Source organism: Streptomyces sp. URMC 127 (assembly GCF_051386535.1).
GTDB lineage: Bacteria > Actinomycetota > Actinomycetes > Streptomycetales > Streptomycetaceae > Streptomyces.
Genome location: NZ_JBPQTW010000062.1, coordinates 1 through 19,576, shown reverse-complemented (window position 1 = coordinate 19,576; position 19,576 = coordinate 1). Strand labels below are relative to the sequence as shown.

Below are 19,576 nucleotides of genomic sequence, written 5' to 3'. Positions count from 1 at the left end.
GTCAAACAGCCGCCCGGGTCGTGAACGTCAGAGAACGCCCAGCGCTCTCAAGTCCGCGACGTACTTGTCGATGAATTCCGGCGTCAGGGACGGTATGGCGCCCCCGCCGATGCCCGATCCGGTGACCGCCGCGGTGAACCGGCTCGCCGGCACCATGGAGCTCGTTCTCGGCTCGGTCGGACGGGCGTACGCGCGCATCAGCGGCAGCATCGACAGCCGGCGCTGGTGCTCGGGGAGGCCTCGCAGGGCGGCCTCGAAACGTACGCGCCACTGTTCGTAGTGGTCGAACCGGGTGATCGGGTGGCCGGCGCGGATGAGCCAGTCCACGATCTCGTCGAGTGAGACCCCGTCGTCGTTGGCATTGACGGTGTTGTACGTGACGTGGCCGTCGTGGCTCCGCTCGCTGAGCGACGCGATCGCCGCGGCGGTGAAGTCGACGGGCAGTCCGCTGTAGTGGGCCCGCCGTCGGTTGCCGTCGGCGTCGAGCCGGTGGAAGGAACGCGGTGCCATGCCCGTCGCGACCACGCTGAGGAGCAGGCGCGTGAACCGGTCGGGAAGGTTCAGCTGTCCGGTCAGGCTGCTGTGGGCCAGGATCATGTCGGGGCGGAAGACCGCGACCGGCAGCCCGGTGGCGTCGTGAGCCTCCCTGAGGAGGACCTCGCCGGCCCACTTGCTGGTGGAGTACCCGTTGGCGTCGGAGTCGTTGAGCTGCCGTACCGGAGAAGCGTCACGGACGTCGGCGGTCTCGTCCAGGAACGTTCCGTCGGGCATCATCGCGGCCGCGATGGTGGAGATGTACGCGAACTTCTTCGTCCGGTGAGTGAGGGCGAGCTCGATCAGCTCGGCGGTCGCGGCGACGTTCGGTTCGAACAGCCGGCTGTACGGGAGTACGTGGTTGACGAGTGCCGCGGAGTGCACGATCCGGTCGGTCTCGGCGGCCAGCCGCTCCCAGCTCGCACGGCCGAGGCCCAGCTTCGGCGCGGACACGTCCGCGGCCAGGACATCGAGGTGCCGGGCGGAGACCGCGTCGAACCAGTCGGTCCGCTCCCCGGCGGCGCCGCGCAGGCACTGGAGGACGCGTTCCCGGGCGGCGGCGTCGTCGGCGCCGCGGGCGAGGACGGTCAGCCGCCCGCCGGACGCGGCGGCGCGCTCCAGCCATTCGACCGCCAGGAACCTGCCGAGATAGCCGGTCGCCCCGGTGAGCAGCACGTTCCCGGTCGCCGTTGCGGCCGGGTCCGCCGCGTCCGGAACCTTCGCTTCGGGAACCTTTACTTCCGGTACGTCCCGGGCTCGCGCCGCACGGGCCAGGACCCGCTCGTCGACGAACCGGTCGAGCGTCAGGTCACCCGCCTTCACCTCAGTGGCGCCGCGGCCGTGGACCGAAGCGAACGTGGGCCGGGACGCGGCAGCGGCCGTTCCGGGCGCTGCGGCGAGGTGGTCCGCGATGCCGGCCAGGGTCGACGTGGGGCTCAGGACGGCCTGGACCGGAACCTCGGTGTCGAAGATCTGCTCAAGGACCGTCGAGAAGGTGAGCGCCGACAGGGAGTCGCCGCCCAGTTCGGTGAACGCGGCCTCCGGCATCACCATCGACGCGGGGTAGCCGAGGGTGACCTGGACCGCGGCGAGGACCGCTTCCAGCGGCTCGGCGCTCCGGCCCGCGGTACGCAGCGCCGCGATCCGGCCGGCCCTGCCGTCGGCGATGTCCGCGTACAGCTGCTCCAGTTGTGCGCCGTAGCGCTCCTTGAGTGCGGGCCGCAGGAGCTTGCCGACCCCGGACAGGAGGCCGTTCTCGATCGTGAACGGCTCCGGTTCGAGGATGACGTCGTACGGGACCTCGTACGGGTTGAGGCCCGCCTCCCGGGCGAGCTCCCGCAGGGAGTCGAGGATCGTGGCGCGCGTCGCGGCGTCGTCGCCGCCCGGAGCCGGCTGCCCGCGGCCGGGCCGCGCCCGGTCCAGCTGCTCGTCGTCCGCGACGACCACGGCCAGCAGGAACGCCTGCTCACTGCTGCCGTAGACGTAGATCTGCGAGACGTACGGGCTCGTCGCGTACAGCGCCTCCAGCTTGGACACGGCGACGAACTCTCCCTGGGAGAGCTTCACGACATTGTTGATCCGGTCGACGTAGACCAACCGGTCGGGTGCGATCTCGGCGACGACGTCGCCGGTCTTGTAGTAGCCGTCCTCGTCGAAGGCGCGCGCGGTGACGTCCGGCTGCTTGTAGTAACCCTGCACCAGGCCGACCGACTTCAGGCGCAGTTCGCCCCGCGGGTACGGCTTGTCGGTCGCGAAGTAGCCGAGCTCCGGTACGTCCACCAGCCGGTAGTCGATCACCGGCGGGCGGCGTACCTGCTGGTCGACGACGACCGGCCGGGTCGTCTCCGTCGAGCCGTAGCAGTCGACGACCTTCGTGCCGAGGACCTCCGCCATGAAGGTGTGCATCTGCGACGAGAGCGGAGCGCTGCCGCACAAGGCGCTGACGATCCGGCCGCCGAGCATGTCGTCGCGGACGCGGGTGCGGGCGGCCGCCTCGGCGTCCGCCCGGGTGATGCCGGTACGGGAGAGGCGGTCGGTTTCGAGGAGGTACCGCTGGTGGACCATGTCGCAGATCCTCGGCACCAGGCTCAGCACGGTGGGGCGCGCCAGACCGATGTCCTCGAAGAGCGTCGACATGTCGCTGCGGGCCGCGAAGTAACCGGTGCCGCCGGAGGCGAGGCCGGAGATCAGCCGGGCGCGGCCGTTGACGTGGCTCATGGGCATGTAGTGCAGGACGATCACCGGCACGGGCCTGCCGGTGCCTGGTGCGGCGTTCGGCATGCCTGCGCGGCTGTTCTGCCACATCCTTGTGATCATGGATGCGGTGTACATGGCGCCCTTGGGCGCGCCGGTGCTTCCGGAGGTGTAGATCAGGCCGACCAGGCGGTCCGGGTCGCCGTCGTCACGGGGTTCGAGCGCGGGCAGCTGTCCGCCGCGGGCCAGTTCCTCCTGGAGCGGCACGACCGGGGCGCGCCCGTTCAGCTTGCCGGCGGCGGTTCGCAGCGCCTCGCGGTGGTCGTCCACGCGCGGGTCGTAGTCGAAGACGACGAGGCGTTCGACGGAGTCGGAGGTCAGGACGGCGTCGACCGCGGCGTCGAGCGACGCGAGGTCGACGGCGAGGATCCGCGGTTCCGTCTCGGTGAGGATGGGGGCCAGCCGTGCCGCGGACCATCCCGTGGGCAGCGGCACCGACACCGACCCCAGGTACATGCAGGCCAGGTCGATGGTGGCGTAGTCGACGCTGGTGAAGCCGAGGACTCCGATGAAGTCGCCGGCGCGCAGGCCGCCCGGTACGGCCTCGGCCCAGGCGGCGGCGAGACGGCGCACCCGCTGCCACAGTTCGGCGTAGGACAGGGTCTCGAAGTGCGGGAGGAGACTGACGGTGCGGCGGCCGGTGGCGGGGTCTTCGACGAGGCGCTCGGCTCTGCGCCCGAGCGCCGGCCGGTCGGCGTAGCCGGTCATGGCGGCCGCGATCGTTCCCATGAGGCTGCCGTCGGCGCGGTGAACGGCCTCGGCGACGGCGGGCGCGGGGACGGCGCGGGCGAATTCGGGGTCGTCGGTGTGGAGTGCTTCGATGCGGGCGGAGATGCTGTGGCTGGGGCGGGGGGTGGTGGGGTGCGCTGTTTCGTGGACTGTGTGGTGCTCGGTGTTGTGCTCGTTCATGAATGCCCTCCATTGGTGATGGGGCCGGTGCGCTCGGGCACCGGGACACGAACTTCGCGAAGGCCCGGCTTCTTGCTACGTGGTCCGCGGGGACGTTTTGGATGTCCCGGACGTCCGAGCGGCCAGCTTCCGGCCGGCGAGGACGATGGCCGCCGCCATCAGCAGGTAGGCCACGACGGCCGCGAGCGCCGGCGCGACGATGCCGTCCCCGGACTGAAGCCCGCCGAGCAGGGCGATGCCGATCGTGGTTCCCGACTGCCGGGCGGCCGACAGCAGTCCGCTGGCGATGGCGGAGCGGTGCGGCGGGGCCGTCGCCATGACCAGGGAGATCTGGGGCACGGTCGCGAGGCCGAAGCCCAGGCCGATGAAGACGAGCCCGATGCAGGTGCCGATCGGTGCGTCGCCGCCCAGGACGGTCAGCAGCACGCCGCCGCCCAGCGTCAGGACCGCAGCGGTGGTCAGGACGCGCAAGGGACTGTGCTTGGCGTTGACGCGCCCGGCGACCAGGGGCATGAACGTGATCGGCAGCGCGGAGGGCAGGAAGCACAGTCCGGTGGCGACGGGGCCGTAGCCGCGCACCTGCTGGAGGTAGACGCTGATGGAGAAGACCAGCCCGTAGTAGCCGAGGAAGAGCAGCAGGCCCACCATGACGAACCCGCCGAATCCCGGGGCCCGGCGCAGGTCCTTCGGAATCATGGGGAAGGCGTACGTGCGCTGTCTGACGACGAAGGCGGCGAGCGCGACGAGCGCGGTCGCGTACGCCGCGACGGGGAGCGGCCGGGTCCAGCCTGTTTCGCGCCCTTCGGTGAGCGCCAGGGCGACGCTCGCGAGGAAGACGATGCCGAGGAGCTGGCCCGCGATGTCCTGGGGCTCCTTCTTCGCTTCCGGTTCGCCGTGGGGCATGTGACGTGCCGAGAGCCGGAGGATGGCCAGGACGACGGGTATGTTGATGAGGAAGATGCTTCGCCAGCCGACCGCCGAGACGAGCGCGCCTCCCAGGATGGGACCGAACGCGACCGGGCTTCCGGCGACCGTGGCCCAGATGGCTATGGCTTTGGCGCGCTTGTCCGGGTCCTTGTAGGTGTCGGTGATCAGCACGAGGGTGGCGGGGACGAGCAGCACGGCGCCGAGACCTTGCATGACCCGCGTGGCGACGAGCACGGCACCGTTGGGCGCGACTCCGCACAGCACGGACGCCAGCCCGAAGACGCCGATGCCGAGGCGGAAGGTGGACACGGAACCGAACCGTCCCACCGCCGCGGCACCGGCCAGGACGAGGCTGGCGAGGACGATCACGTACGCGTCGACCACGAGCTGCATCGTCGCCAGGCTCGCGTGCAGGCTGGAACGCATCGCCGGAATGGCGACGTTGACGATGCTGATGTCGATGACGAGCATTCCGTAGCCGAGACAGGCGACCGTCAGGACGCGCCGGGGTCTCACGGGGGCATCTCTCGCGTTCGGCGTGCGGCTGTCGAGACTGGTCGAGTTCGTCATGATGCGGCCATTTCGCAGAGACAGTGGGCCTGTTGATCTTGCTTTGGCAGCGTAGGCAGGTCGGCACGGACGGCGTCAACCACGGGGAAGCATGGAGTCTTCGGCCCGGCGGCATGTGACCGATAAGTTCAATTTGAGGGCGCCTAGCGGATGCCCCTATTCCATTCGGAGGATGATGCTCCATGCGGCGACCGTCCGGCCCACCGCGTGCATGACATAGATTTCCGCCATGAACACCAGCACAACGGACGCCGGCGCCGAATTCATCCGCCTGACCTCCGGCCGTCAGTCCGTCAGCGTCCGCCTCCTGTCGACCGAGCCGGTTCTCGAAGACCTCGGTGTCCGGTACTACGACGCGGAAATCGTCATCAGCAGCGATTTCGTCAATGCCACGCTGCCTTTGGGGTTCGACTCCAACGACCTGGACGAATGGGGCGAGCTCCTCGACGCCACCGCGGAGGTGGACGGCGAGCCGGACGGGGAGGAACCGTTCGCTGCCGACTGGCCGCGTGCGGGCCGTTCGGCCTACCTCCGCTTCATCGCGGACGATCCGTACGTCATCGAGGTGCACGACGCGCCCAGCACCGGCATCGGTGTCTCCGTGCCCGTCGATATGGACGAGGGATGGCCGGCCGAAGCGAAGGAGCGCCTCGCGGCGGTCCGGGCCCTGCTCGGTGGAGCTCGGAGTGCGCTCTCGCCCCGCCACCGGGCGGAATCACTCGTCCATATCGACGCCGTGCCGGGCGGTTGATGTTCAGCAGTCGTAGCGGTACGAGAAGGGCATGCCCGGGCAGGCGCGGCAGACGAAGAAGTACATGCCGCCGAGACCGCCCATGTCCATGCCGTGCCCGATGCCTTCGAAGGCCACGGGATCGGCCTCGGTCCGCCACGACGGCTCCTGGCTGCCGGCCTGGTGCTCGTCGAGGGGCAGCCATCGTCCGTAGGCCGGTTCGGTGGCGGTGACGCTCAGGAGGTGCTCCATGCGCCGTCCGCAGGCGCAGTCGGGCCAGTCAGGCGGCTGGGTCCATCCCGGGTAGCCGCCCACCTTGCTCTGGATGGTGGTGGCCAGGTCGTAGTACGAGGAGCCGAGCTGCTCCTCGATCTCCTCGAAACGTCCGGCCAGGGTCTCAGAGAGCCCCGGCGGCATGTCCCAGTTCGGGTACTCCACCGCCCTGGTCGGTGAGACCGTGCACGGCCGGGGCACGAACTCCTCTTCGTACTCGTACGGCCGCGGAGGATCCGTCAGTATCCCGGCTCCTGCCGCGGCGGTCTCGCGCTCGCTGCGCCAGTACAGCTCCGGTCGCGCGGCCGGCACTTCCCCTTCGTGGATCAACGGGCACCACAGGATCTGCAGGACGTCCCGTCCGGGCGGGAACGGCATCTCGGGAACGTCCCGCGCGTACAACTGCGCGACGGGCACCATCGCCACGGGCTCGGGACCGACGACGTCGACCGGCTTGCGCAGTGGCTTCCAGTGATCCGGCTCGGAGCACTTGGGCCACGGCTCGTCGGCCGGCCACAGCAGCGGGCCGCCGAGGGAGCTGTCGTGCACCCCCGGCGCCCCGCTGCGCGGGTACAGCAAGGTGCTCTGCCGGGCGAGGCCGGACAGCTCGGGTAGGAGCGCCTCCACGTTGCAGGGGGACGGAGGGAGTATGCGGGCCATGATGTGCTGGTGCTCCAGGTGGGGACTGCGCCGTTCGTGCAGTGTCGTTCGGACTTCAGGCTTCGGACTTCAGGCTTCGGGTGGCGTCGTTCCGTAACCCGTCCGCAGCGTGCCGGCTCGTCAGACCGACAGCCGGAAGCCGAGTTCGCCGAAGGAGACGTGGTCGCCCGGGGCCACGCGGACGGAGCCGGCGATGCGCAGGCCGTTGACGTAGGTGCCGTTGCGGGAGCCGAGGTCCGTCAGGCGCCAGCCGTGGTCGAGCCAGCGCAGCTCCGCGTGCCGGCGGGAGACCGTGTCGTCTTCGAGGCGCAGATCGGAGACCGGGGCACGGCCGATGGTCAGCGGCTTCGTGCCGGGTTCGGGGAGCCGGAGGCCGGGGAGCCGTGCGCTCCGCCAGGCGCCGCGCACGCCGGCTCCGAAGGATGACAGGCGGCCCACCACGCGCAGGACGAAGTCCGAGAACCGCCCCCGGGAGGGGAGGTCGGCCATGGCGAGCTCGATCTCGGCGCTGGTGCGGGCGGTCAGGACGAGGTCCATGCGGCGCATGAACGTGTCGTGGGAGAGCCTGCCGTCGCCGGTGCCGTCGCGCAGGACCGCCAGCGCCCTCTCCCGGTCGGCCTCGGAGGGCCGTGTCACGCGCGTACGGAACTCAGGGGACGTCATGAGGGTGATTCTCAGGTTTTCGGACCGCCCTGTCCACAAAATCAAACAGACGCGTGCCTCGGTCAGCGGCGGGACGCCGCGGCGCGCTTCGGCGGTGCGATGCGCACGGGCTTTTCCTCCGGCGCGTTCTCGATGTCGTCGAGCTGGGCGGTGATCGTGCTGCGCAGGTCGTCGTAGTCGTCGAAGCGGTAGTCGTTGAACAAGGTGTAGCCCGTCCACATCAGGTTGGCGCACACCCGGGCCGGCACCCGGCCGGTCCGAGCCCCCATGCCGACGAGCGCCACCGACTGGATGCTGCCCGGCGCCTGCTCGTTCTGCCGGTGTATTGCCTGGAACGCGGCGGCGCACGCCAAGGCCACATTCAGCGTCTCGCTCACGTTCTGCGCGGAATATTCCATCGTGGGCGTCGAGATCAGGAACTTGGGATTGACCGCCCCGGACGATACGCACACCGCGCTGCCCACCGGGAGCCGTCCCTCGAACTCGTCGCGGATCGCGCGCTGTACGCGCAACTGGATACCCGCACCGAGATACCGCTTGATGGCGGCGTCGAGACCACCGTCCATCCGGCCCCGGGAATTGGTCGGGGAAACCCAGGCGTCGACTTCCTCGTCGAGGATCGAACCCTTGCGGATCTCGATCCCGGGCATGCCGGCGAAGGCCGCCCGCCACGCCTCCACCACCTCGGTGTTGATATCGGTCAGCACCACTCGCAGCGGCGGCTGCACACGGTTCTCGGTCATGGTCCACTCCCGTCGGAAGCCGGTCGTTCCAGCGCTCAAGACGTTACCGCGCCCCACTGACAACGCCGCCCTCACCTGCGGTTCGTGACCTCTCGTCATGGTTGGGGGCGGTGTCGGAGGCCGGTGCTAGCCTGCAGCAGGTTTCCGCGGGGCAGGGCCGGAGCGACGTTTCAGGTTCGTCGTCGGGTTCAGGCCCTCGCGGGGCGATTTCACCATTCCTGCCGAACATGTCCCATCGGCGCGTTTTGATATCCGGAGCCTTTCACGATGAACGATTCCCATGTCCCGGCCGAGCCCGACGCCCATGACCCGCTTGCCCTCACCGAGCTCTTCAAGGGCGGCGGTGAGCCGTGGCTTCCGCTGCTGAAGCCGGCTATCGAGGCGCAGCCGGAAGCGGCCTCGTTCATCGGCCCGGACCGGGGCCCGGAAATCGTCCCAGTCCGTGAACTGACCTTCCAGGCGCTCAAGCCCAACCCGCCGCACAAGTGGAAGGTCGTCGCCTTCGGCCAGAATCCGTATCCGCGGCCCGAAAGCGCCACGGGCATCGCGATGTTCGACAACACCTTCCACGACTGGAAGGACAGCCAGTTCGGCCGGGTCGTCAGCATCCGCTGCATCATCAAGGCAGCGGCGATGTGGAAGTACGGCATACCCAAGAAGACCCCGATCGCCGACATCCGTGCGCTGCTCAAGGAGCAGGACACCGTCCAGCCGCCGGAGTGGTTCCAGGCGATGCTCACGCAGGGCGTGCTGCTGCTCAACACGGCGCTGACCGCCAGCAGCTCCGGGGGGCGGGGCGCGGACGCCGCCCTGCACACCGCCTTCTGGCGTCCGGTCGCCGAGCGGATCGTCGAGGAGATTCTCAAGGCCAAGCAGGACGCCGCCGAGGAGGACCGCGGTGTCGTCTTCGCGTGGTGGGGAGCTCACGCGCGCAGCCTGAAGAAGGTCGTCCTCCGGCTTCAGGAGAAGTATCCCGGGGTCGAGGTCCGGCACATCGACCACTCCAACCCCGCGGCGCAGGGCGACATCTTCTGCGACGGCGACCACTTCGCCGTCGTGAACGATGCCCTCGCGTCGCTGGGTGCCGACACGATCGACTGGCTGCCGAGCAAGGGATGGGACAAAGCGGGGGCGGGGGCCGGCGGGGCGGCGGACGGCGGCATCGCCGAGCGCATGGGCGCGTTCATCACGTCCACCATGGAGCTGCACCAGCTCTACCTGGACCGGCTTGCCGGCGTCAAGGACGAGGGCCTTGCGCTGCCCGCGATCACCGGTGTGTCCGACACCCCGCTCATGAGCTTCCGCGACGCCCTCGGCCCGGTCGCCCGGCTGCTGTCCGGTCTCGACCGGCACGTCGGCATGTCGCACGAGTTCGGCAAGAGCCGGGCGGACGACCCGGCCGCGGCCGCCGGCCTGTCCGCCGACGCGATCGCCGCCCTCTACCTCTACACCTGCGAGTCCGCCTTCTACCGGGAGATCAACGCCATTCTGCGTTCCCCGGACCGCTCCAAGGTCGTTCCGTACCTCCCCTACCTGCGGCTGCTGTTCTCGGCCGTGTCGGGACTCCCCGCCCGCAGGGAACCGCTGTGGCGCGGCGTCTCACTGGACCTGCGCGCCCAGTACCCGGTCGGCAAGACCGTGACCTGGTGGGGCGTCTCGTCCTGCACGCCCAAGCTCGGTGTGGCACGGTCGTTCCTCGGCAGCCGCGGCAAGCGGACGCTCTTCGAGGTTCGGCCCGTCCGTGCCGTGGGCATCCAGCGCTTCTCGGCGTTCACCGGTGAGGAGGAGTACATCCTGCTGCCGGGTACGCAGCTCAAGGTGGAGGACGTGAAGGTCGAGCGCAGCGGCCTGTGCACCGTGAAGCTGGCCGAGCTGGAGGAGCAGCCGCTCGTCTCCTGAGCGGGCACCGCCCGTCCGCCGCTCCATTCCTGCGTGGCCCTTCCACTCATTCGGGTGGAAGGGCCACGCAACTCCTCCCCCGCACTGCTTTCCGGTCCTTAGGATCACAGCCGTACACGTCAAGGGCCGCCTCACAGCGGACAGGGCGCAGCGGCCTTGCATTCAACCGGCATGGACCACTTCCAGGAATTCTCCGCGCCCGGCCGGGAGAGGCGTCAGAACCTTGAACAACTCTTCGCCGGACGCGGTGATCCTGGCGGATATCGCCGTCATCCTGCTCGCCGGTGTCGCCATCGGCCCGCTGCGCGCGCGGCTCCGGCAGCCGGTCGTCGTCGGTGAGATCGCCGTGGGCCTCCTCCTGGGCCCGAGCCTGCTCGGGCTCCTGCCCGGTGACCTTCCCGGGCTGATCTTCCCACCGCAGGCGCGGCCGCACCTGGCCGCCATCGCCCAAGTGGGGATCGTCCTCTTCATGTTCGTCACCGGCTGGGAACTGGACTTCCGTCCCCTGCACGGCCGTCTGCGTGCCGTCCTCGCCCTCACGACGGCGTCCCTGGCCGTGCCCTTCACCTTGGCGGTCGCGGTCTGCGCGGTGCTGCTCGTCCAACGTCCTGCCGTCACTTCCCCGGGCACGCCGGCCGGTGTCTTCGTCGTCTTCATGGGGATCGTCCTGACCATGGGCGCGCTGTCCGTCCTCGCCCGCATCATCAAGGAGAACGGCCTGCACAAGAGCCGCGCGGGCACCTTGGCCATCGCCTGCGGGGCCCTCACCGAAGCCGTCGTCTGGTGTGCCCTGGCCGCGCTGCTCACCACGGTCCGGGGCCACGGCCCGGCGCACGGCCTGCAGTCTCTGGTGCAGGTCCTGCTCTACGCGCTCGCCATGGCCTGCGGGGTCCGTCCGCTGCTGCACCGGTTCCTGCACTGGTACGCCCACCGATACACGCACCGGTTCGCGCAGAGCGGCAGGCAGGGCGGCGGGCACCCGCTCCTGCCCGTCATGGTGATCAGCAGCGGAGTCCTGCTCTCGTCCTTCGCCACCGCATGGACCGGGATCCACGCGGTGCTGGGCGCCTTCGCCTTCGGCCTGGCCATGCCCCGCGATCTCGCCCCGGAGCTGCGCCTGTCCCTCGAAGCCCCGTTCCAGCACACCGGCGCGCTGCTCATTCCCGTCTTCTTCGCCCTCACGGGACTCTCCGTCGACGTCACCGGGCTGGGGCCCGCAGGCGCGATCGAGCTCGCTGCCTTCCTCTTCGTGGGCTGCGCCGGGAAATACGCCGGAACGCTGTCCGGAGCCCGTCTGACCGGCCTTCCCTCGCGGGAAGCCTCCGTGCTGGGCGTTCTCCTCAACACCAGAGGGCTCAGCGAGGTCATCATGCTCACCATCGGGCGCGATGCGGGAATCATCTCCGGCGAAGTCTTCACGGCAATGCTGCTGACCGCGCTCTTGGCCACGGCATCCGTCAATCCCCTGGTACGCGCCCTCACCACGGAATCCTCTGCCGGGCGTCCCTCTCTGCTTCCCCGAGCCGTTCCGAAGCAGCCGGTGAACGCCGGCGATGAGCGGATTACGCGAACGCCTCCGGACGAACCGGCCCGTTGAGCTGAACGGAATACCGCCATTTCTCCTGTGACACCCGTCTGATCCGGACGGATCCGGCCTCGGAGGACGCGTCTTTGTTCACCCCGGAGGCCCCGTGGACCACAGTGGCACACACGTACACCCTGCACACTGCCGCATCTCCACGACTCCGCACCTCCACGCTTCCATACCTCCGCGCTTCCGCGCTTCCACCACGAAGGGAATGACCACATGACGAGGTATCAGCAGCCCGCTCCCCTCTCCTTCACCGCCGACCGGCTCGCAGGCCGGGTGATCCTGGTGACCGGGGCGTCGAGCGGCATCGGCGCAGCCGCCGTCCGCCGGTTCGCCGCCGAGGGCGCGCTCGTGGCGGCCGCGGCCCGCCGCGAGGACCGGCTCACCGCCCTGGCCCGTGACCTCAAGCGAGAGGGGCACGACGTACTGCCCCTGCGGTGCGACGTGACGGACGAGCGTTCCGTGGCAACGGCTGTGGAGGAGACGGTACGCGTCTTCGGCCGGCTCGACGGCGCGTTCAACAACGCCGGGGTGCCGGGCGCGGGCAGGCGGCTGCACGAAGTGGACACGGCCCACTTCGACAAGGTCGTCGCAACGCATCTGCGCGGGACGTTCCTGTCGATGAAATACGAGGTCCCGGCCATACTGGACCACGCCGGCGGCGGCTCGATCGTGCTCTGCTCGTCGACCGCCGGGCTCGCGGGCAGCGCTTACGCGAGCGACTATTCGGCCGCCAAGTTCGCCCTCACCGGGCTCGTGAAGAGCGCGGCCCTGGAGTACGCACGCGACGGCATCCGCATCAATGCCGTCGCTCCGGGCCTCACCCGCTCGGAAATGCTGGACAGCTGGCTGACGACCGATGAGGCACGTGCCGAACAAGCCTCGCACTTCCCGCTGAACGGCATAGCGGACCCGGACGACATGGCGCGCGCCGCGCTCTTCCTGCTGTCCGACGAGTCCCGGTGGACCACCGGCAGCGTCCTGGCCTGCGACGGCGGTCTCACGGCGGGCCGGTAGCCGGCAGCCCGCAGCCGACGGCCGGCAGCCCACACAGCCACCGTCCGCTGCGCTGCGCCGCGCATATCAGAGCCGCGGCGGTGGCCGGGGCCCCGGGGCCGGTGCCGGGAATTCCCGTTTGGCCTACTTCGGTGTTTGTCCTCTGCATGGACGGCAACGCGATGTGGGAATCCTCCGTCACTGCGAAAGGGGCCCACGGTGGTCGCCGTCGCTCTGCTCCTGCCCCCTTTGATGTTGTGCGTAGTGCTCGCACTGGGCCGCTACGAGGAACGCGTGCTGAACGACCCTGCGAAGGGACGCCCCGCGCAGCGCCCGCAGCCGGCACGGCCCGTACAGCCGGCACAACCTGCCCACTCCACCCCGTCCGCCCCGTCCGCCCGGCCCGCACTGTCCGTACAAGCCGAGGAGCCCGCACAGACCGGGCAGTCTTCCCAGCGCCGTCGTTCCCTGAAAGCCGTGCCCGATCTCGTACGCCGGAGGCCGGCCCCGGCCGGTCCGCTCGCGAAGGGCGCCGGTCCCTTCGCCAATCCCTTCGCCAAGGGCAGGGGCAAGCACGCGGCCTGAACCGGCTCTGTCAGGGGGCGCAGGGCGGGAGGTCGCACACGGCGATGCCCGGCTCCAGGAGGCTGCCGAGTATGAGGGTGCCCTCGTGTTCGTACACGCTGGTGACCATGCGGTAGCCGGTGCCGTGCCGTCCCAGGTCGTGGGTGACGCGACCGCCGGGGCCGATGCCCATGACGCGTGCGACGCGTCGCGCCGGCGGGTGCACGTGGACCGCCGCGGCGGCCGCCGCGCGCCGCACCGCCGCCGGGGCGCGGTGGAACTGGTCGAGGGGCGCCGTCCGTGGTGCGGCGAGGGCGGTCCAGATGGTCCCGGTGGCGCTGCGGGAGAGGTTGTCCGGGAAGCCCGGCAGGTCGCCGATCAGGGTGTCCCGCACGCCTGACCGGGGCCCGGTGAGCCAGAGCCGGGTGAGGCGGTACGCGCCGGTTTCGGCCACGGCGACGTAGGACTCGTCGGCCGCCAGGACGACGCCGTTCGCGAACTGCAGGTCGTCGAGGAGCACTTCGGTCTCGCCGCCCGGCCGGAGACGCATCAGCCGGCCGGTGCCGGAGTGTTCCACGATGTCGGCCTGCCAGTGGCGCAGCCCGTACCGGAGGCTGGCGGCGGTGAAATAGAGGGTGCCGTCCGCGGCGGCGGTCACGTTGCTGCAGAACCGCAGGGGCACGCCCGCCACCGAATCCACGAGCACTTCCGGTTCGCCTCCGGCCCCTGGAGTGACGCGCAGCAGCCCCCGTTCGGCGTCGCAGACGAGCAGCCTGCCGTCGGGCAGCGCCTCCAGGCCGAGTGGCCTGCCGCCCGTCCGGGCGATCTCCTCGACCCGGGCTCCGCCGCGCGGGCCGGGCAGGGTGATGCGCCGGATCAGGCCGTCGCCGGTGCCGGTGAGCACTCGTCCGGCGGAGTCCACGACGACGTCCTCGGGCCCTGGCCCTCCGATGCGGAGCATGCGCAGGGGAGGCAGCGGCCGGGGCTCCGTGCGGCGGGCGGGAGCGGGGGTGCGCCTCATGAGGCAGTGGCCCGGCGCCGGGCGCGCAGGCACCGGGAGAGTTCCTCGGCGTACGGGAGGATCACTCCGGCGCAGATCACCGCGCCGAGGCCGGCGAGGTACTTCGCGGGCAGGGGCCTGTCCTTGGGCAGGAGCGCCCAGTCGTGAGGGCCGCGGCCGCCGCGCAGGGCCGCTCGGACCTCGTCGGCGTGCAGGCACGCCGTGAACGCCATCGCCGACAGCGGCAGCACCTCCAGGAAGCTGTGGATGTGCTGCTCCAAGGGGCGTACTTCGCGCTCCGCCGTGGCCAGGCTCACGTCGTAGAGGGCGGTGGCGCCGTGGGCGACAGCCGCTCCTCCCATCACGGAGAGGACGAGCGGGTTGATCCTGGCCAGGAGTCCCATGGCGACGGGGATGCCGGCCTCGGTCATCATCAGCGCGTGGACGGCGGACTCCTTGAGACCGCTCGTGTGCTCGATGCGCGTCTTCTTGTGCATCCACCAGTCCGAGACCGCGGGCACCACCCACAGCGGGAGCACCCCGTACAGCAGGAACCGCCGGTTGGTGTCCTCCACGGCGGTGGAGCGGGCGGGGATGGTGAGGTCGCGCCCGTGGCGCCAGCGCTGCCAGGAGCGGACGAAGGACGTGCCGGAGCGAGCCATGAATACCTCCGGGGCGTGTGGGGCGTACGGGGGTTATGGAGGGAACATGCATACGGGCAGGTAGTCACATCTACCCCCTTCTCCTCAGCCATGCAGCCGACGCGGGAAAACGGCCGAACAACAGTGCCCGCGAGAGTGGAGCGGCCTCGGAACAGCCTTGGAACAGCCTCAGAACGGCTTGGAACAGCCCTGGAGCCGCCGTGGAGCCGTTTTGGCCCTTCCGGGTGGTCGCGCCGGGCGCGTGCCGCACCGGCGAGCGTCCACCGGCCGCAGGGGGGCGGGCCGGGACACACTCGTTCCATGGGCACCAGCAACCAGCAGACCGCGGACGCATTGCTGCGCATGTACGGGCAGACGTACGCCGAGGAGGCGGGCATCCGGCTGAAGGACACCCCGCAGCCGCTGTACCGGCTCGCCGTGCTGGCCTGTCTGCTCAGTGCGCGGATCCGGGCGTCCGTCGCGGTCGAGACCGCTCGTTGCCTGGCAGAGGCCGGGATGAAGGATCCGCGGCGGATGGCCGGCGCGACCTGGCAGCAGCGCGTGGACGCGCTGGGCAAGGGCGGCTACCGGCGCTACGACGAGCGCACCGCCACCCAGCTGGGCGACGGGGCGCAGTTGCTGCTCGACCGCTACGGGGGCGACGTCCGTCGGATGCGCGAGGCGGCGGACGGAGATCCGGAGCGGCTGCGGGAGGTGTTGCAGGAGTTGCCGGGGCTCGGGCCGGCGGGCGCGGACATCTTCCTGCGGGAGGTGCAGGGCGTGTGGCCGGAGGTGTATCCGCGCTTCGACGGCAAGGCCGGCGAGGGAGCCGCACGCCTGGGGCTGCCGCGCGATCCCGGTGCGCTGGCACGGCTGGTCCGGCGTGAGGACGCCGCGGCGTTCGCGGCCGCGCTGGTGCGGGCAGCGCTGGACAAAGCGGTCGCCGAAGAGGTGAAGGAAGCCGCCCGGTCCGGGAAGGCGGACTGACTGCCGGTCTACTGGCTGCCGGTCTGCTGACTGCCGGTCTGCTGACTGCCGGTCCGCAGCTGAGGCTCCTCAGTGGCGCGCGCGACGCCGGACCGGCGAGAGGTACGTGCACTCCACCGCGTACGGTCAGCCCCGTTCGCGCAGGGCGTCGAGCCTGCGGCGGGCCGGCCCCAGTGACCGTCCGCGCAGTGCCGCTCCCTCCTGCCGCCAGGGGTCGTGATCGAGGCGGCTGCCGATCGTGGCGACGGTCCAGCGGCCGGGGGTCAGCCCCGGGTCCTCGACCTCGTCCCAGCTCAGCGGGGCGGCCACGGGGGCTCCGGGGCGGGCCCGGACGGCGTACGGCGTGACGGCCGTCTGGGCGTAGGCGTTGCGCTGGATGTCGAGGTAGAGGCGGCCCCGGCGGGCGGCCTTGCGCGGCTCGGTGGTCAGCCCGGCCGGGTTGCGGGACGCGAGGACGTCCGCCAGGTCACGGGCGAAGGCGCGGACGTCATCGAACGGCGCACGCCGGTCCAGGGGGACCAGGACGTGCAGCCCGCGCGAGCCGGTGGACATGACCACGGAGGGCAGCCGGAGCTCGTCCAGCAGCTCCCGCAGCAGCAGGGCGGCTTCGCGTACGGGGGTGAAGTCGTCGCGTACGGCGGCGGAGTCCCTTCCAGCGGCCGAGTCCTTTCCGGCGGCCGAGTCCTTTCCGGCGGCGCCCGCCGCACCCGGCGGGTCGAGGTCGACGACCAGCCGGTCGGGGCAGTCCGGGCGGTCGGCGCGGGCGAGCCAGCGGTGCGGCGTGATGCACGCCTGCCCGGCGAGGTACACGAGGGTGGCCGTGTCGTCGCAGATCACGTGGGTGACCGTCCCGCCCTCCTTGGCCAGCTCCGCGCGGTGCACCCAGTCCGGGAAGTAGCCAGGAACGTCCTTCTGCATGAAGCACGCGTCCCCGGTCCCGTCGGGGCAGCGCTCCAGCATCAGCGGCCGCCCGCGCAGGTGCGGCAGCATCCGGTGGGCGACCGTGCGGTAGTAGTCGGCGAGGCCCGCCTTGGTGAGGGCGCCGGCGCCGGATCCCTCACCGCTCGCCGGGTCGGCGGGGCTCGCGGGGAGGAGCACCTTGCCGGGGCGGCCGATCTCCACGGTGCGGCGGCCGCTACGGATCTTCATGACGTTTACGGATCTTCATGACGTTCGTTCGCCTTCCCTCGGGCTGCTCACGCCCGGTCAGCCGGATTCCGCTTGTGCGACCTGCCGCAGCGTGCGCCCCGTACGAGCCGAGCGGGCCCGTACGGGGTCGGGTGAGCCGTGGGCAGCGGCCGCGTGCTTGTCCTTCCGCTTGACGAGCACCCACGCCTCGCCGCGGCCGCCGTGGCCCTCGCGGATACGGGTGAGCGAGTAGCCGCCGTGCAGCTTCCTCCCGTCCATCCAGAACGACACGTGCCCGCGCCGCAGGGCCTCCGCCACAGGGACCTCGCTGCCGCCGCGGCCGGTGGTCTCGTTGCGGTAGGTGCCCTCGTCCCAGACGATGACCGTGCCGGCGCCGTAGCCGCCCTCCGCGATCACGCCTTCGAAGGTGCGGTACGCCAGTGGGTGGTCCTCGGTGGGCACGGCCAGCCGCTTCTCCTGCGGGTCCCGGGAAGGGCCCTTGGGGACGGCCCAGGACTTCAGGACGCCGTCCGCCTCCAGCCGGAAGTCGAAGTGCATGGTGGAGGCGTCGTGGATCTGGACCACGAACGAGGGCCGGCCGTCGGCGCGGCTGCGAGTGGGAGTGCGCGCTTCCTTCGCAGCGTTCGGTTCGGCTGTCCTGGTGAAGTCGCGCTTGCGGCGGTATTCGGTGAGCGCCTCGGCGGGTGTCGCTGCCTTGCGGGAGGTCATGTGCTCTTGCCTCTCCCTTCAGGACGCCGTTTTTGAGGCTCTTCAGGGCTCACCCGGCTCAGGACTCACCGTGCTCAGGACTCACCGTGCCATTCGCGGCGGGCCGTCGCAGGCCCTGGGCCGCCGATCGGGGCGGCTGCTCAGCTCCGGTCGCCCAGCACCTTGCGCACCGCGTCACGGGCGCGGTCCGCCACGGCGGCCGGAGGGCCGAACAGGGCGTTCTTGCCGGCGGTCTCCGTGCCCGGGTGCGGGTGTGTCGGGGCGACGGCTTCCGCCGCGCGCACGGCCTTGGCCAGGGCCTGCAGCCGCGCCGGGTCGCCGGCGTCCAGCAGCCGGGTGAACTCGTACGTCTCCTCGGCCCGCGCGTGGGCGCGCACGGAGTCGCGGAGCGTGATGAACTCCTCGACGAAGGCGGGCCCGTCGGGGTCCATGTGCTCCAGCCGCTTCAGGGTCCGCTTGGCCTCGTCCTCCTCCTTGAGCCGGTCCGCGACCACGTGCTCGCCGCCCTCGGTGGCCCGCCGGGCGTAGGGGTGGACGACCTGCTCCTCGGCCGTCTCGTGCACCGCGAGCAGGTGGACGAGACGCCGGAAGGCATGCCGCCGCTCCTCTCCGGTGCGCTCCAGCACTTCGTCGAGCAGGGACCGGATCTCGGCGTGCTGATTCATCAGCAGCGCCACGACGTCAATGCTCTCCGGCCGCTGGCCGGCCGTGTCCGGGTACCCCATGGTGTCCTCCTCGGGGTTGTCGGTCTCGTACGTCCTTGTACGTCGGCACGGTTCTGCGGTTACCCCGGCGGCCGGCCCTGACACCACGGCCCCGGCATTAAGGAAGGGATCGTTCCGGCAGCGGCCGGGCCTGCCGGCAGCTCCCAGGACCGTCTGCCTGCGGCTGCGGCTGCGGCTGTCAGGCCTGCCGGCCGAGTCCGCTCCAGAACTCCGACACGTCCGCCCAAGGGAACAGCGGACCGGGGTCGATGCGGCGGCGCACCTTGACCTCGGGGCGGTCCGCGGCCGGGACCAGGGCGGTGTCGAGATCGCTGTGCCGGTACAGGTCACTCAGCCGCGGGCACGCGCCGCGGAGTGTCCTCAACACGTCCTTGAGGGCTTGCACCTGTGCGGGCGGGAACGGCTCGGCCGGGGTCTGGTGACCGGCGTCGAACCACCGGGGGTAGCGCCCACGGTTGATCAGTTCGATGCCGATCGACGGAGTGTTGTGTCCGGCGACGTGCTGGGCGACGCGTTCGAGCGGGACGAGTTGATGCACCGTGCCGTCCCGGTCGACGTACAGGTGCCCGCAGACTCCGCGGCCGCTCTCGCTCTCCCGCGCCGACTTGTCGGCGACGAGCAACGCCTCTTCGAAGTCGGGGAGTTCGGTGGCGTGCAGCACGACCGTGGTGATGGTGTCGAGGCGTCGTTCGGGCAGCCGGTGGTACCAGGTGACGAGATGGTCGCAGCCGTAAGCTCCCATGAGACCCATGGGATCCGACTCTACGCTTCTGCGTTTCTACGTTCTGGACAGACGCCACAGGAGCGCCGGTGCGCGCCGCCGGTTCATCGGCTTCGCCGACTGGCCGACCGTGGTCGCAGCAGTGCTGCTGCCAGCACGGCCGGGACGGTGAGCAGCAGGGTGAGCTCGACCAGCGACGTGCCGGTGGTCTTCTTCTCGCTGATGGATTTGATGGCGTTTCTGTAGAAGGGACGGCGGGCCGAGGGCGGCTGCGGGGCCGTCGTCGAAGGCGGCCGGGACGGGGCTGGGGCCGGAGTGGGCGCAGAGGCAGGT

Annotated in this window: 16 protein-coding genes and 1 pseudogene; 5 read left to right on the top strand and 12 right to left on the bottom strand. The window is 70.7% G+C overall.

Translation table 11 applies throughout. The annotated features are described in order from the left end of the window. Window positions 1-27 precede the first annotated feature (27 nt). Both car and ACSNOH_RS15750 read right to left on the bottom strand, forming a co-directional pair. Entirely contained in the window at window positions 28-3,696 is a 3,669-nt protein-coding gene (car, locus tag ACSNOH_RS15755) for a carboxylic acid reductase (protein WP_436721953.1), read from the bottom strand. 75 nt (window positions 3,697-3,771) lie between these two features. Continuing rightward, window positions 3,772-5,139 carry an MFS transporter gene (locus ACSNOH_RS15750; RefSeq protein ID WP_436721952.1) on the bottom strand — a complete coding sequence of 456 codons (1,368 nt, stop codon included), beginning with the start codon at window positions 5,137-5,139 and terminating at the stop codon, window positions 3,772-3,774. Window positions 5,140-5,422: 283 nt separating this feature from the next. Here ACSNOH_RS15750 and ACSNOH_RS15745 point away from each other — a divergent pair, with 283 nt between their 5' ends. Continuing rightward, complete coding sequence (locus tag ACSNOH_RS15745) at window positions 5,423-5,944, top strand: DUF5959 family protein (RefSeq protein WP_436721951.1); 522 nt, start codon at window positions 5,423-5,425, stop codon at window positions 5,942-5,944. Window positions 5,945-5,947: 3 nt separating this feature from the next. Here ACSNOH_RS15745 and ACSNOH_RS15740 read toward each other — a convergent pair whose 3' ends face one another. The 3 genes from ACSNOH_RS15740 to ACSNOH_RS15730 form a co-directional block, all read right to left on the bottom strand. After that, window positions 5,948-6,856, bottom strand: a complete 909-nt coding sequence (locus tag ACSNOH_RS15740; RefSeq protein WP_436721950.1) for a hypothetical protein — start codon at window positions 6,854-6,856, stop codon at window positions 5,948-5,950. 120 nt (window positions 6,857-6,976) lie between these two features. Next, the gene (locus ACSNOH_RS15735) at window positions 6,977-7,519 is read right to left on the bottom strand and encodes an FHA domain-containing protein (protein ID WP_436721949.1); all 543 of its coding nucleotides are present in this window, start codon (window positions 7,517-7,519) and stop codon (window positions 6,977-6,979) included. 62 nt (window positions 7,520-7,581) lie between these two features. After that, window positions 7,582-8,262, bottom strand: coding sequence for a macro domain-containing protein (locus ACSNOH_RS15730; RefSeq protein WP_436721948.1), 681 nt, complete (start codon window positions 8,260-8,262; stop codon window positions 7,582-7,584). A 267-nt stretch (window positions 8,263-8,529) separates the two neighbouring features. Between ACSNOH_RS15730 and ACSNOH_RS15725 the strand changes: the two genes are divergently transcribed. From ACSNOH_RS15725 to ACSNOH_RS15715, 3 genes are all read left to right on the top strand, one after another. Beyond that, a complete protein-coding gene (locus ACSNOH_RS15725; protein WP_436721947.1) occupies window positions 8,530-10,161 on the top strand; it encodes an ADP-ribosyltransferase domain-containing protein in 1,632 nt (543 codons plus the stop codon). 223 nt (window positions 10,162-10,384) lie between these two features. Continuing rightward, on the top strand, window positions 10,385-11,758 hold the full coding sequence (locus ACSNOH_RS15720; protein ID WP_436721946.1) for a cation:proton antiporter: 1,374 nt from the start codon (window positions 10,385-10,387) through the stop codon (window positions 11,756-11,758). Window positions 11,759-11,968: 210 nt separating this feature from the next. Continuing rightward, complete coding sequence (locus tag ACSNOH_RS15715; protein ID WP_436721945.1) at window positions 11,969-12,769, top strand: SDR family NAD(P)-dependent oxidoreductase; 801 nt, start codon at window positions 11,969-11,971, stop codon at window positions 12,767-12,769. A gap of 574 nt (window positions 12,770-13,343) precedes the next feature. Here the strand turns inward: ACSNOH_RS15715 and ACSNOH_RS15710 are convergent. Both ACSNOH_RS15710 and ACSNOH_RS15705 read right to left on the bottom strand, forming a co-directional pair. Then, a complete protein-coding gene (locus ACSNOH_RS15710) occupies window positions 13,344-14,333 on the bottom strand; it encodes an SMP-30/gluconolactonase/LRE family protein (RefSeq protein ID WP_436721944.1) in 990 nt (329 codons plus the stop codon). Continuing rightward, entirely contained in the window at window positions 14,330-14,974 is a 645-nt protein-coding gene (locus ACSNOH_RS15705; protein WP_436721943.1) for a diguanylate cyclase, read from the bottom strand. Before ACSNOH_RS15705 ends, ACSNOH_RS15710 begins: the two co-directional genes overlap by 4 nt. Window positions 14,975-15,274: 300 nt before the next feature. Here ACSNOH_RS15705 and ACSNOH_RS15700 point away from each other — a divergent pair, with 300 nt between their 5' ends. Then, on the top strand, window positions 15,275-15,940 hold the full coding sequence (locus tag ACSNOH_RS15700; protein WP_436721942.1) for an endonuclease: 666 nt from the start codon (window positions 15,275-15,277) through the stop codon (window positions 15,938-15,940). 126 nt (window positions 15,941-16,066) lie between these two features. On the opposite strand, the gene ACSNOH_RS15695 is transcribed toward ACSNOH_RS15700, so the two are convergent. The 5 genes and pseudogenes from ACSNOH_RS15695 to ACSNOH_RS15675 all read right to left on the bottom strand — a co-directional run. Next, the gene (locus tag ACSNOH_RS15695; RefSeq protein WP_436721941.1) at window positions 16,067-17,089 is read right to left on the bottom strand and encodes a DNA polymerase domain-containing protein; all 1,023 of its coding nucleotides are present in this window, start codon (window positions 17,087-17,089) and stop codon (window positions 16,067-16,069) included. Window positions 17,090-17,146: 57 nt separating this feature from the next. Then, window positions 17,147-17,797 (bottom strand): DNA polymerase ligase N-terminal domain-containing protein, encoded by a 651-nt coding sequence (locus ACSNOH_RS15690; protein WP_436721940.1) that lies wholly within the window; start codon window positions 17,795-17,797, stop codon window positions 17,147-17,149. A gap of 140 nt (window positions 17,798-17,937) precedes the next feature. Beyond that, window positions 17,938-18,522, bottom strand: a complete 585-nt coding sequence (locus tag ACSNOH_RS15685; RefSeq protein WP_436721939.1) for a hemerythrin domain-containing protein — start codon at window positions 18,520-18,522, stop codon at window positions 17,938-17,940. A 178-nt stretch (window positions 18,523-18,700) separates the two neighbouring features. After that, window positions 18,701-19,273 (bottom strand): N-acetylmuramoyl-L-alanine amidase, encoded by a 573-nt coding sequence (locus ACSNOH_RS15680; RefSeq protein ID WP_436721938.1) that lies wholly within the window; start codon window positions 19,271-19,273, stop codon window positions 18,701-18,703. A gap of 74 nt (window positions 19,274-19,347) precedes the next feature. After that, window positions 19,348-19,576: pseudogene (locus ACSNOH_RS15675) on the bottom strand (hypothetical protein); the annotation flags it as partial.

Bases quoted from the DNA above. Each gene is read 5' to 3' on its own strand.
- car (WP_436721953.1), bottom strand. From the start codon at position 3,696: ATGAACGAGCACAACACCGAGCACCACACAGTCCACGAAACAGCGCAC.
- ACSNOH_RS15745 (WP_436721951.1), top strand. From the start codon at position 5,423: ATGAACACCAGCACAACGGACGCCGGCGCCGAATTCATCCGCCTGACC.
- ACSNOH_RS15740 (WP_436721950.1), bottom strand. From the start codon at position 6,856: ATGGCCCGCATACTCCCTCCGTCCCCCTGCAACGTGGAGGCGCTCCTA.
- ACSNOH_RS15735 (WP_436721949.1), bottom strand. From the start codon at position 7,519: ATGACGTCCCCTGAGTTCCGTACGCGCGTGACACGGCCCTCCGAGGCC.
- ACSNOH_RS15730 (WP_436721948.1), bottom strand. From the start codon at position 8,262: ATGACCGAGAACCGTGTGCAGCCGCCGCTGCGAGTGGTGCTGACCGAT.
- ACSNOH_RS15725 (WP_436721947.1), top strand. From the start codon at position 8,530: ATGAACGATTCCCATGTCCCGGCCGAGCCCGACGCCCATGACCCGCTT.
- ACSNOH_RS15715 (WP_436721945.1), top strand. From the start codon at position 11,969: ATGACGAGGTATCAGCAGCCCGCTCCCCTCTCCTTCACCGCCGACCGG.
- ACSNOH_RS15710 (WP_436721944.1), bottom strand. From the start codon at position 14,333: ATGAGGCGCACCCCCGCTCCCGCCCGCCGCACGGAGCCCCGGCCGCTG.
- ACSNOH_RS15705 (WP_436721943.1), bottom strand. From the start codon at position 14,974: ATGGCTCGCTCCGGCACGTCCTTCGTCCGCTCCTGGCAGCGCTGGCGC.
- ACSNOH_RS15700 (WP_436721942.1), top strand. From the start codon at position 15,275: ATGGGCACCAGCAACCAGCAGACCGCGGACGCATTGCTGCGCATGTAC.
- ACSNOH_RS15695 (WP_436721941.1), bottom strand. From the start codon at position 17,089: ATGAAGATCCGTAGCGGCCGCCGCACCGTGGAGATCGGCCGCCCCGGC.
- ACSNOH_RS15690 (WP_436721940.1), bottom strand. From the start codon at position 17,797: ATGACCTCCCGCAAGGCAGCGACACCCGCCGAGGCGCTCACCGAATAC.
- ACSNOH_RS15685 (WP_436721939.1), bottom strand. From the start codon at position 18,522: ATGGGGTACCCGGACACGGCCGGCCAGCGGCCGGAGAGCATTGACGTC.
- ACSNOH_RS15680 (WP_436721938.1), bottom strand. From the start codon at position 19,273: ATGGGTCTCATGGGAGCTTACGGCTGCGACCATCTCGTCACCTGGTAC.